Raw genomic sequence first — 11688 nt, 5'->3', positions numbered from 1 at the left:
AGCAGGAAGCTCCCACTTCAAAATCTGTAAGATTTAAGTGGCGAGAGCATGTCACAGAAGCTATTCGTCTGGCAAAGCCCAATATCGAACTGAGTGCCGAAAAGACAACCGCAATGTTGTATACACTGGCTGATAAATTCTTAGATAAGGCTGAGTTAGACGAAATTAAGGAGGTAATCAGAATGACCAGACTTGGACAGATGTTAATGGATGAGGGAATGGAACTTAAAGAAACCGACTCCATTAAAAAACTTATGAAAAATATGAACTGGACCATTGACCAAGCAATGAACGCCCTGGAAGTTCCTGAAGATAAACGTGAAAAATACCGCAAGACAATCACTCCTGACAATTGACGGATAAAAGTACCGCCATATTGACTTCTTATAGGTCAATATGGCGGTATTTTTCATCTTATCTGTATTGTCAAATTGTCTCCTATTGGTATTGCTGAATCTATAGGGCTTTCGCCTCCATCATATACATAGGTTGTGGATTCTTCGTAGATATCATCAGAGGGATCCTTATCCATTTTTTCTTCAGACACCTGATGCGCTGTGTCGTTTTTTACTTCATATAACTGTAATGTGATTGTGTTTGCTTCCGGGGAGATTTCTTCATATCCGGGATATAGACCTATCGTTTGCCGGAACATAGTTTCCTGACCATTTCTTCCTGTTTCCTGATAGCAGATTTTGTTTCCCTGATCGTCTGTTCCAATCAGATAATAATCACTGTCAATATATACTGTTCCATGATACATTCCGTAAATTGTACTTTCAAATGGATTCCATCTGAATTCTGTGAGATTCAGGACATTGGAATCCATTTTAATATTCTGATTCAGATTTAAATCCACAGTGTTTTTTTCCAGCTCTTCTTTTGATGTTTTAAGTTTAAATGTATAAGGTTCTGTATCAGCCTGTGTTTTCTGAACATTTTCCCATGTATCAGCATCGTCCATTGCAATCGGCCAGACTTTGAACTCTATGTTTACAGTTCCCTCAGTGTTGACTTCTTCTCCGATTGTAAAATCTTCCACTGTTATTGGATTTTCTGAGAAAGCATTAACTGTTCTTTGGCCTAAGCCCTGCTGAATTTCCTGACCGTTAATGCATACTTCTGTATATAAAAGTTTGTCTTCCACCGCATCCTTCATATCTGCGTCTAAATCTTCGCTGTCGGAATACGCAATCCATAAATTTTTGCTGTCCATCACAATCTCATTTAATGTTATGGTGATTCCATCTCTTGAAATGCTTTTTCCTACAACATTTGTATAAGAATCGGTATCACCGTTCTTAATTCCCAATGCCTGTCCGATCCATGAAGTTACTCTCTGTAATGCTGCTTTTACATCTTCCTGATATCTTAATGTGCATCCAACCATAATAAGCAATATGATCCCGGCGACTGCTGTTTTCCAACTCCTTTGTATATGGAAAAAACGATGCTGTTTTTTCCATGGTCTGGAAGCTTCGTAAATATATTTATCATCCAGATCACCAATCAGTTCTAATGTCTTAAATCCTTTTTCCATATAAATGTTTCACCCTTTCCCATAGTTTCTTTCTGCTTCGATAGAGACTGGATTTGATTCTGCTTTCCGAAATTCCATGCCGGGCTGAAATTTCGCTGATGCTGTCCATATACCAGTAGCGTCGTATAAAAATGTCACAATCACCTTTTTTCAGGGATTCCAGAAATTTTTCAAGGATTTCCAGAATCTCTTTTCTCTGGATTTCATCATTCAAAGAATATGCTGTTACATCCTCTATCTCTTCCAGTTCTTTGCATAATTCTAATATGTGCTCTGTTGACCGTTTTGCAGCTTTTTTCCTGCGAAAACAGTCAATTGCCAGGTTTCGGGTTATTTTTCCAAGAAAAGCAGACAGAATTGCCGGTTTTCTGGGTGGTATGGAGTTCCATGTGGCTAGCCATGTATCATTGACACATTCATTGGAGTCTTCTTTATCATACAGAACATTCCAAGCAATACTAAAACAGTACCTGCTATATTTTTCTTCGGTCGCCTGTATGGCTTTTTCTGATCTGTCAAAATACAGATTGATAATTACTGTATCTTCCACTTTTTTCACCTCACGTTTCTTTTATTTGCCTTCATAAGATAAGACGGATTTTGAATGGTAAAGTTGCAATTTTAATAAAAATAATTTTCTTTTTCCAGAGTAAATAATACACTGTCGAAAAGTCAACCTGTCTTTTCACAATTTCGACTGGAGAAATGAAGTATATTCTGGTAAAATGAGCATATAAAGGAGGACAAACGTAAATCCTTACAAATGATAAAAGACAAAAGAACAGCCGAAGACATTTTCAAGGCACGAATGAGGACTATACTTAACAAATAGGGGAGTACCTAACCGATTTATCTGAAAGATAAGAATGCAGATGAAGTATTCCGGAAATTAAAGCAGAAGCAGGATAACGGTGAAGCTTTTAGAGGGTGTAAAAATTCTTGTGTCTATGGAAAGTAAATCTTTCTGATAAGAAATAGATATGTAAAATTTTGCTGTCGAATTAATGATTATGCGGCTGTCGAATATATCTTTGTACTTACAGTATTGCCATGTAGGAAAATTATATACATCATTTTCGATTTTTTTGCATGACAAGTAAGGCATCATGATCATTGCCTTTTGTGGGCTCTGCCCACACCCGACCTCTGGAATAGGATCGGAAATTTCTGGCAATAATATAAATGCCGAAGGAATAGACAGAGAGCAGGAATGAGGGGCTTAAAAGAGCTTCCCCATTCCTGCTTTTCTTTTCTCTTACAGATAAGCAGTGAGCCGTTCTCCGTAAAGGACTATCAGCTGATTCAATACCTGATCCCAGTTCCGGTATCTCTGCGTCCACTTTTTGACTACGTTCTCGCTGGCAAGATACAGCATCTTTTCCAATGCAGGATCGCTTGGGAATACGCTTTTCGTTTTCGTGACTTTCCGATACTGGCGGTTCAATCCTTCTATGATATTTGTCGTGTACATAATGCGTCTGATATCATTAGAAAACTGGAAAAAGGAACTTACATCTTCCCAATTATTTTCCCAGTTACTGATCGCGTACGGATATTTCTTCCCCCATTTTTCTTTCATGTTCTCCAGCTCTGTTAAAGCGGCTGTTTCGTTCGGAGCATTGTACACTTCTTTGAAATCCGAGGAAAACTTTTTCAGATCATTATAATTTACATATTTGAAAGAATTGCGTAGCATATGGATCACACATCTCTGGATCTCTGCCTGCGGATAAACTGCCTGAATAGCTTCTTTAAAACTCGGAAGACCATCCACGCAGAAGAAAAGGACATCTTTTACTCCGCGGTTCTTAAGATCATTAAGCATCCCAAGCCAGAACTTGCTGGTTTCATTTGCGCCTGCTGTGATGCTGAGGATATCTTTGTATCCCTCCACTGTAACGCCAAGAACTACATACGCAGCACGACTCAGGATTCTGCCATCCTCACGTACTTTATAATGAATACAGTCCATAAAGACAAACGGATAAACCGGGTTCAGAGGACGGGACTGCCATTCCTTAACCTGAGGAAGTATCTTGTCTGTGATCTTGCTGACCATTTCAGCTGATAGCTCAATTCCATAAAGATCCTGGAGCTGGTCGTGGATGTCACGTGTACTCATACCACGGGCATATAAAGAGATCACTTTTTCCTCAATCCCGGAAATATCTCTCTGGTATTTAGGGATGAGTTTTGGTTCAAACTCACCGTTACGGTCTCTTGGTACATCGATTTGAAATTCACCGTATTGACTCTTTAAGTTTTTTGTAGAATGACCATTTCTTTTATTGTCTGTCTGTAGATCTCCCTTATGGTTTTTCTCGTAGCCAGGAGTTGCATCCAGTTCTGCCTCCATCAGCTCCTGCAGGATATCCTTGAAACTGTCTTTCAGAAGCGTGTATATATCTGCAACGCTATTAATGTTGTTTCCTGAGATGATCTGTCGAATTTGTTCCTTTGCAACTGCCATAAAAAATACTCCTTTTCGATAAGAATTGTCATATCTGAATTCTTACCAAAAAGGAGTTATTTTTTACCAAAAACACAAACTATTTTACACTACCAGCTTTTACGGAAGATGATTACTCAGCTCTTTCCCTGACACCATTGATGTCCGGAAAAATGACCCGCAAGGATATATAATGGTATCATTTTGACAGATGCCACTTATTTTGTTTAACTGTTCTTGATCTCTTTTTCAATTCGTTCCATGATTATATCCGTTACCGCTTTTGCCCTTTTCCTCACACTATTACTATATTCTTTAGCCGCATTATACAACAATATATCTGTCTCATTCTGGGCATTATCTATACTTTCTTTAAATCTTTTGTTTTCCTTAAAAGTTTCATATGGTATTATCATACTAACCTCCAACTATATCTTTTAATTATCTTCGTTTTTTCAATATACCATTTTCCATTTCATATACTTCATCACACAACACATCAATATCCTCTCTATTATGGCTTGCCAGGATAATCAGTTTTCCCTCGTTTTTCATCTGCTCAAACAGTCCCCTCATTTCCTGTACCCCATTTTTATCTAAACCGTTCATAGGTTCATCCAGTATTAAAATATCTGGATTTTCCATAATCGCCTGACCGATTGCTAAACGCTGCCGCATACCAAGAGAATATTTTCCTACAGGAATTTTTGAACGTGGTTCAAGTCCCACCTTTTCCAGAACGGAATACATGTATTTTTTATTCAGTTTATTTCGGATTGTATACAGAAATTCCAGATTATGAAACCCGCTCCACTGGCGCAAAAAACCCGGTTCTTCTATAATAATTCCGGCATTCTGCAGCATGTCGGCATCTTTCCCCATACATTTCCCATTTACTCTGATTTCTCCTCTGTCACAGTAAAAAAATCCGCAGATACATTTGAAAAGTACGGTTTTGCCAGACCCGTTATGTCCTACGATTCCGTATATTTTTCCGCTTTCACAGGTCAGCGATACATCTTTTAACACTTCTTTTTCCTTAAAGCTTTTAAATACATGATTTACTTCAATCCTCTGTTTTTCCATCTGTCCTGTCCTCCTGTCTGTAAGCTACGCGTCCTCATTTTCCCAGTGAAACTCTGTATGTTTTACTTTACAGAAAATTATCACAGACATGAAAACAACCGCAACAATTAAAAATGTAAAAATATATGTCAGGGAAGGGATTCGATAACGTCCGCTGACAGGCGTCGCGCTTAATGCCACCTCCGCCCAGTATGTAGGTACAACATGCGCCACAATCAGTTTCCATTCCCCATATATATTCTCCACAATAAATAATGCAACCACACTCATCATTGTCACTGCGACTGCAAGGATTTTACCGGCATACAAACTGATAAGAAACATCAAAATGCCAAGAAACGTACATATCAATGTACATATCAGGACAGTAATTATCATAAGCTGTACCGGCGTAAATTTCCCAAGAATCCCATAATGGAAGCGAAAATCAAGCATTTGCCCCATTCCAAATCCAAATCCCTCATCTGCTCTTTGCGAAGCGAGCGTTTTTATAACTTTTCCCCAGTCTGTCGAAAATTCTATATGTCCCCAAAACGGAAGAACAGCTGCGATTGCAGACAGGATAACTGCAAAAAAAGACCTTATCAGGATACCGGCAATCTGGCTGAGTGCCCAGCGTTCCCTCCCGGTACGGATTACCTGATACATATTAATATGCTGCATAAATGGAACATCAGAATGAATATAAACAATTCCTACATAAAAAATAGATAAAATTCCAAATGAGGACATATAAAAAGGAAAAATGCACCATGAAATCGGATAATTTTTTTCCTTAACAAACTGTAAATATGGCTGATCATACGTCCACGACAAGATTAAAAACGCCGCGCAGAAAGTCGCAAATTTAACATTAAATATTTTTTGCGCAGAAGTTTTCATTATGTATTTTAATGTTTTCATATAGTCCTCCCTCCGCTACATTTTCTTTTTCAGCCCCCAATAGCACCCCGCGGCTGATAGAGCGGAAATGCCCACTGATATAACCGTCAGAAACAAAAGGTTTACTCCGTCACTTGCAAATATTTTCGTATACGCATAAAAAGCGTAGATATTGTAATCAGCTATATTCACAGATACCAGAACGCGAAATGCCAGTACCGGAAAGACAAGAACCAGCACAGTATTTGATATAAACACAGAACATAAGGCAGCCATATTCGACAATGCCCCCGCAATAAGCCCCAGATTCAATGCGTACAGCGTACAGTATAAAATTACATGTCCCTCTTCCAGAATGCTTCCATAACAGCCGTTTAATTCTATTCCATACGAATCTATACTCCAGTCTGTCCACGGAACATATGTACGACACAAAAACAGAAACAAAACTGATCCCAATATCATAATGCTCAGTGAACTGATATAGATAACGGTTGTTTTAGATAGTACATATGACTTTAAGCTTCCTCTTATCACATTGTAACGAATATACTTATGCTCCTGTTCTTCCGGATATACCCCTGCAAATGGAAAAGCGCAGAAAGAATATGCAATCAGAAATCCTGTCATATTTGTAGAATACACATAGGTAGACAGTACGTTTCCATTTTCAAGCCCTTTTTGAAACAACACGCTTTCCAGAGAAAAAAACAGGATTGCCACTACACCAACAATTCCAGCCAGCCATCGATAACTTTTTCCAAGCCGGCGAAAATCTGTCCGAAGGTAATTTATAAAACACTGCAAAATTATCACACTCTCTTTCTCAGGCAAAATCTGGTATGACAAGCGTTGCTAATTCAGGAAAATTTCAGTTCCTGTAACCGCATTAAGCAAAGCAACCTCCATAGAAGTACCGTCTGTTACTTCAAAATACCAGACCGGCTCTGCCGCTAATTTCTGACCCTCATCAAAATAAGTCCGCAGGACTAATTTTGCATAAGTCACCGTATAAACGGCATCGTCTAATAAAGCACTGTATTTTTCTTCCAGTATATCTGCAATTTCAGGGAACTTCAGAAACTCCAGGGTTTCATCAGAATGTTCAAATATACATGGCGCTTCTGTCAGTGCCAGACTCAACATACCCTGTTTTGTGTAAACAGCAGATATGGGCGCTTTCTGATAGCTTTCAAACGCCCGTGACATCGCGCTTGTTATCCACGGCGGAAGAACCTGCAGTCCCTCATAAAGCTGCCACCCATATATCTCATAAGAATTATTGGCTTCTGTCCAGCCGTCCTGTTTTGCCCTTTGACTGTCAATCATTCCGTCATCTAAAGCTCGCTTCTCCAATATTGCATAATCTTCTCCGCTGGTAGAGAACCAGTCAAACTGATATTCATCAACAGGGCAGCCCAGTGATCTTAATTCTTCTTTTACCTGTTCTGTGCAATCGTCTCCTGATGCAAATTTAAAATTATCTTTTGGAGCGCTGCGTTCGCTCATTCTCACTACCTGTCTGTATATTGAGGATTCGGGTGTATTGTACAGAAACACTCCCGATAACCCTATCACTGTTCCGTCCTCCAATATATACGTATCATTTCCTTTTTCATTTTCAATAGTTGGTTCGTCATGATATTCTTCTGTAACTACTTTTCCCTCAACATATTTTTTGTAAGCTGTTTCTGCATCAATGTTAGAAACACCTTTTATAATAGGGGCGTGGAAGTTGGTAACTTCAAATTTCTCCGGAACGTTTACTACACACTCAAATTTCACCTTCTCTGTTTCCTCTGAATATGATTCCGGAAAAAAATCTCCGTCTTCGCTCTGTACCGTCTCTCCTTCCGGCTCTGTTTTTGCCTCCGTTTCTTTTTCACAGCCCCCTAAACACATACATATTCCCAGCACTATCATTGCTTGTCTCAAGCCTTTTCTCATATAGTCCTCCTTGAAAAAACGAAGGCGGATTTCTCTGCCTTCATCTACAGTTTTATTTACGGTGTGAAACGTCCCCTAACATTCAATCCACTTGTTCCACTGGTAGCATACATCTCGTATGTATAATTAGGCGCTGCATAAGATGTGTAGCTGGCAGAGGAAGCTCTTGAACCAGAAGAAATATACGCCGAATTGGAGCTTGTTCCCTGTCCTGCTTTTCCAGATCTGCATCTCAATGTACCGCTTTTATTAAACGATGTTCCTGTTACATAGAATCTCTGTTCTGTATCCGCTTTCCTTACTGCATAAGAGTATGGATCACCCGGAATCGTCACATTAAATGAAACTGTATCCGCACTTGCTGTAGCTGCTGTCCCCAGCACACACATTGTTGCACTTAAAACGCAAAGTGTTCTTTTAATAATTTTTCTCATAAATCATTTCCCCTTTCTAAAAAAGTTTTTCAGTTATTAAACAACATTGGCACCAACTTGTTTGTTGAATTTACTATAGCATAGAATTATCTCTTAAAACGCACCTTGCCAAAAACTGTATATAATTGTGTCAAAAATGGAACTTCTGTCAAGACTAATGCCTTTTTGTATATTCACACTTTTTTCTTTATTCTCCTATATAAATTATTTATTAGGTACTATATTTCCATAATCCAGCTATCATTGCAATCGCAATCATCACTTGACTCCAAATAATTGCATCTACGACAATTCTTTGGTTTACCCATATTCCCACTAGCATTACGATTCCATTACATAACAAAATTTTCTTTGTATTATTCGCATACTTTTTGCGTGCATCTTCGTCTAAACAATGAATAGTATTTTCTACTGGGGCATATATCCAAATAAATATAACAGTAATAATCCATATTATTATAAACATTATATTTGATAAAACTATTGTTTTTTTCAAAAAGACAACCATGTTCATCATTGCTGTCGATAGAAAATAACAACGTAATTCTGTATCTGCATGATATCCTCCAGCATAAGGTCTCAAAAAAAATATCCCCCAAAATACCAATAATACAAAAGGCAGTTCTTTCCAGAGTATTCCACAAACTACTGTTGTCAATAAATTAAGTAATATCAGAAACCCCTGATGCAATCCATATTGGATAATTTCTCGTTCTTCCTCATCATGTCCAATTTTTTCTATCAATCGTATTGAGAATTTTTTTCTATGCTTTTCCATTAAAAACCTCATTTTCTTCAAAAACACAGTTGCCACAAACTACTATGTTTTCATAAGAAAACTCTATAGTCTATGGCAACCTGATTACTTTTATTGTTCCTAAAAGGAACTATATACTTCCATATTTTCTTTAAAAAATCAACCAATTTACAAAATCACGGTTTTTTCAGCTTTTTGACGGCACATGGAAGTTCTGCCTGATAACCGTAATACGGACATGTTGTATTTGCATCACGCTCTGCTAACTTTATAGCAGTATTTTTTACTATTTTCATACCCAATTTCAAAATATCTTTTTTCATGTTACATCCTCCTAAACATATATTTTTTATAACATACCATAAATTCTCTTCATATGCCTTTTATTGTCAAAAACTGTATATTTTTTTGTCAAAATTGGAACTAAAAAAGAGCCAAGTGGCTCTTTTTAGTTCTCTACAATATTTGACAAATATAATAAAACCTGTACCCAAAATCGTTTTTCCGTATATTCAATCTTTATATCTCCACCACATGCTTCTACTACCTGTTTCACACTTTCCAAACCTAACCCGTGAATAGATGTATCAATTTGGCTGGTTTGAAATATATTACCTTTTTGCACAATTGAACCACTATAACTATTTTCTATCAAAATAATCAGGATATCTTTTTGCACACGCACACTAATGGATAAATACTTTTCATCAGATTTACTCGATTCCCTGACCGCATTATCTACCAAATTTCCTAAAATCACACAAATATTAAAATTATTTCTGTATAGTGATTTTGGAATCTGAATATCCAGATTCACAATTTTCAATAATTCATCCGCACGCCTGAGCATGTAATTTAAAACCCCATCAATTTCTTTATTCCCTGTCGAAACTTTTTCTGCTGGATTTAACATAAATTTTTCCATGTGTTCTAAATATCTCATCATATCCTTATTCTTATCCTGCTGTGCCATAGCAGATAATTCTATTAAATGATGCTTCATATCGTGACGCAATTTTTTAATATGCTCCTGAGATTCCTGCACCACATCAAGCTGATGTGCATATACATCAATTATCTGCTCCAGTTTCTTCTCATTCATTTTCGCCACATAAAATTGGGTTAATGTGTAATATAAATAAAACAAAAATGAATTGATGAGTATCAAACTGAATGCTACTGTAAGAACTACAGGTTTGTTATTTTCTGTTAAAGTTGCAATGCTGTGCATACAAACAATGCTAACCAAGGGAATCATACCCAATATGAATACATTCATAAGTGGTAGAGAATCCTGCGTTTTTTTCTTTGTAAATTCTGAAAAAAAAGCAGTTGGAATTAAAATCGCCAAGCTAGTTATAAATTGATAAGCTGAGCCTACTCTTTGTCCGGGAACATATCCTGCCAACAGTTGAACAACTATAATATCTGCTAGTAAATTAATAGAATATATAATAAATGTCATTAGGAATTTTTTAGACAGCTTTATCTTATACGGGCATGCCAGTAGAAATAAAGCAATGACATTCGAAATTATATTCAAATTTGGCGATTCAAATATAATACTAACAATATAAGTCCCAATACATGCAAAAGTATATAGAATCCAATTATATTTCCATAGACATTTTTCTCTGGCAGCAAAAAAATCTATGTACCTTTTAACTGCATAAAATCGAATTCCATTTGAAAACAATATAAGCAACAGTTCAGCTATCATTACGAATTTCATTTGCCATACTCTCCATTAGTTTTCTTCTTATAGCCACACGGTTCGATCTGCTAATATCCAACACATCTCCGTTTATCATTTTTATCCATTTATAAGTAATTTCTTTCGCATGGCACATATTGATCAAATATGATTTGTGAATACGCAAAAACAACCCCTCTGGACACATCTGTTCAATCTCAGATAACTTACCATAAAAACTTTCTATTTTCTTTTCCATTACAATATTAATTTTTCTTCCATCACTTTGAAAATACAAAATATCTTTGTACATAATTCTGTAACTATTTCCTTGATTTTTATACTCAAAATTGCACTCATTTTTTCCAATAATACTAAATATTTTCTCCATAACATGATACAGCCGTTCTTTTTTTATTGGTTTTATCAGAAAATCAAATGGCTGGTTTTGAAACAGTTCTAAAGCATATTCCTTTTTAGAAGATATATATATCATAAACATATCTGTATTCCTCAATATATCCCTGATATATTTTCCGACCTCAACCCCATTCATTCCCGGAAGTTCAATATCTAAAAAAAGAATGTCTGGAGCTTTTTCTTTTTTCAAATATTCTGTCAAAGTATCTCCATCAAAAAACACGTCCACTTCCAACTTTATACATTTTTCGAACGCAAAAAAACTAAGCATTTTCTCTATCTCTGAACAAGTTACTTTCTCATCATCGCATATTACTACTCGCATTATTTCTCCATCTCCTGCTATTCCGTATATTACTCTATTATTTTTATCCATGCAAGCTACTCCTTTCAATTTTTCATAAACTTCATCTTTAGAAGTATGTTAGAGCGTGTCTGAAAAACATTTTAAATTGTTTATTTTAACCAAATTAATATTGA

Annotated in this window: 13 protein-coding genes and 1 pseudogene; 1 reads left to right on the top strand and 13 read right to left on the bottom strand. The window is 36.6% G+C overall.

Annotated elements, in window-relative coordinates:
* Nucleotides 1-356, top strand: a pseudogene (locus tag LJE09_RS15745) (hypothetical protein); the annotation flags it as partial.
* Nucleotides 357-409: 53 nt separating this feature from the next.
* Here LJE09_RS15745 and LJE09_RS15740 read toward each other — a convergent pair.
* From LJE09_RS15740 to LJE09_RS15680, 13 genes are all read right to left on the bottom strand, one after another.
* Nucleotides 410-1540: a DUF4179 domain-containing protein gene (locus LJE09_RS15740; RefSeq protein WP_173702448.1), complete on the bottom strand. Its 1131-nt coding sequence runs from the start codon at nt 1538-1540 to the stop codon at nt 410-412.
* Nucleotides 1524-2090, bottom strand: a complete 567-nt coding sequence (locus tag LJE09_RS15735; RefSeq protein WP_025581103.1) for an RNA polymerase sigma factor — start codon at nt 2088-2090, stop codon at nt 1524-1526. Before LJE09_RS15735 ends, LJE09_RS15740 begins: the two co-directional genes overlap by 17 nt.
* A 705-nt stretch (nt 2091-2795) precedes the next feature.
* Nucleotides 2796-4010 (bottom strand): IS256 family transposase, encoded by a 1215-nt coding sequence (locus tag LJE09_RS15730; protein WP_227311537.1) that lies wholly within the window; start codon nt 4008-4010, stop codon nt 2796-2798.
* Between the two features lie 206 nt (nt 4011-4216).
* Nucleotides 4217-4405, bottom strand: a complete 189-nt coding sequence (locus LJE09_RS15725) for a hypothetical protein (RefSeq protein WP_119242516.1) — start codon at nt 4403-4405, stop codon at nt 4217-4219.
* Between the two features lie 25 nt (nt 4406-4430).
* Nucleotides 4431-5075 carry an ABC transporter ATP-binding protein gene (locus tag LJE09_RS15720; RefSeq protein ID WP_025580457.1) on the bottom strand — a complete coding sequence of 215 codons (645 nt, stop codon included), beginning with the start codon at nt 5073-5075 and terminating at the stop codon, nt 4431-4433.
* A gap of 24 nt (nt 5076-5099) precedes the next feature.
* Entirely contained in the window at nt 5100-5978 is an 879-nt protein-coding gene (locus tag LJE09_RS15715; RefSeq protein WP_025580458.1) for a hypothetical protein, read from the bottom strand.
* A gap of 15 nt (nt 5979-5993) precedes the next feature.
* Nucleotides 5994-6764: a hypothetical protein gene (locus LJE09_RS15710; RefSeq protein ID WP_025580460.1), complete on the bottom strand. Its 771-nt coding sequence runs from the start codon at nt 6762-6764 to the stop codon at nt 5994-5996.
* Nucleotides 6765-6812: 48 nt separating this feature from the next.
* Nucleotides 6813-7904 (bottom strand): hypothetical protein, encoded by a 1092-nt coding sequence (locus tag LJE09_RS15705; RefSeq protein ID WP_025580461.1) that lies wholly within the window; start codon nt 7902-7904, stop codon nt 6813-6815.
* A gap of 56 nt (nt 7905-7960) precedes the next feature.
* Entirely contained in the window at nt 7961-8338 is a 378-nt protein-coding gene (locus tag LJE09_RS15700) for a hypothetical protein (RefSeq protein WP_025580462.1), read from the bottom strand.
* Nucleotides 8339-8549: 211 nt separating this feature from the next.
* Entirely contained in the window at nt 8550-9116 is a 567-nt protein-coding gene (locus LJE09_RS15695) for an accessory gene regulator B family protein (RefSeq protein WP_025580464.1), read from the bottom strand.
* Nucleotides 9117-9271: 155 nt separating this feature from the next.
* Nucleotides 9272-9418, bottom strand: a complete 147-nt coding sequence (locus LJE09_RS15690) for a cyclic lactone autoinducer peptide (RefSeq protein ID WP_081703307.1) — start codon at nt 9416-9418, stop codon at nt 9272-9274.
* Between the two features lie 125 nt (nt 9419-9543).
* A complete protein-coding gene (locus LJE09_RS15685) occupies nt 9544-10827 on the bottom strand; it encodes a sensor histidine kinase (RefSeq protein WP_025580465.1) in 1284 nt (427 codons plus the stop codon).
* Entirely contained in the window at nt 10805-11584 is a 780-nt protein-coding gene (locus LJE09_RS15680) for a LytR/AlgR family response regulator transcription factor (RefSeq protein ID WP_025580467.1), read from the bottom strand. The genes LJE09_RS15685 and LJE09_RS15680 overlap by 23 nt, the downstream gene beginning before the upstream one ends.
* Between the last annotated feature and the right edge of the window lie 104 nt (nt 11585-11688).

Source organism: Blautia sp. DFI.3.45, from assembly GCF_020593505.1.
Classification (GTDB): Bacteria; Bacillota; Clostridia; order Lachnospirales; family Lachnospiraceae; genus Blautia_A; species Blautia_A wexlerae.
The sequence above is the reverse complement of the archived record's forward strand: the minus strand, read 5'-3'. Positions and strand labels throughout refer to the sequence as shown.

Excerpts from the sequence above, each read along its gene's own strand:
- LJE09_RS15700 (WP_025580462.1), bottom strand. The coding sequence starts at position 8,338 with ATGAGAAAAATTATTAAAAGAACACTTTGCGTTTTAAGTGCAACAATG.
- LJE09_RS15695 (WP_025580464.1), bottom strand. The coding sequence starts at position 9,116 with ATGGAAAAGCATAGAAAAAAATTCTCAATACGATTGATAGAAAAAATT.
- LJE09_RS15720 (WP_025580457.1), bottom strand. The coding sequence starts at position 5,075 with ATGGAAAAACAGAGGATTGAAGTAAATCATGTATTTAAAAGCTTTAAG.
- LJE09_RS15730 (WP_227311537.1), bottom strand. The coding sequence starts at position 4,010 with ATGGCAGTTGCAAAGGAACAAATTCGACAGATCATCTCAGGAAACAAC.
- LJE09_RS15740 (WP_173702448.1), bottom strand. The coding sequence starts at position 1,540 with ATGGAAAAAGGATTTAAGACATTAGAACTGATTGGTGATCTGGATGAT.
- LJE09_RS15725 (WP_119242516.1), bottom strand. The coding sequence starts at position 4,405 with ATGATAATACCATATGAAACTTTTAAGGAAAACAAAAGATTTAAAGAA.
- LJE09_RS15680 (WP_025580467.1), bottom strand. The coding sequence starts at position 11,584 with ATGGATAAAAATAATAGAGTAATATACGGAATAGCAGGAGATGGAGAA.
- LJE09_RS15705 (WP_025580461.1), bottom strand. The coding sequence starts at position 7,904 with ATGAGAAAAGGCTTGAGACAAGCAATGATAGTGCTGGGAATATGTATG.
- LJE09_RS15715 (WP_025580458.1), bottom strand. The coding sequence starts at position 5,978 with ATGAAAACATTAAAATACATAATGAAAACTTCTGCGCAAAAAATATTT.
- LJE09_RS15685 (WP_025580465.1), bottom strand. The coding sequence starts at position 10,827 with ATGAAATTCGTAATGATAGCTGAACTGTTGCTTATATTGTTTTCAAAT.
- LJE09_RS15690 (WP_081703307.1), bottom strand. The coding sequence starts at position 9,418 with ATGAAAAAAGATATTTTGAAATTGGGTATGAAAATAGTAAAAAATACT.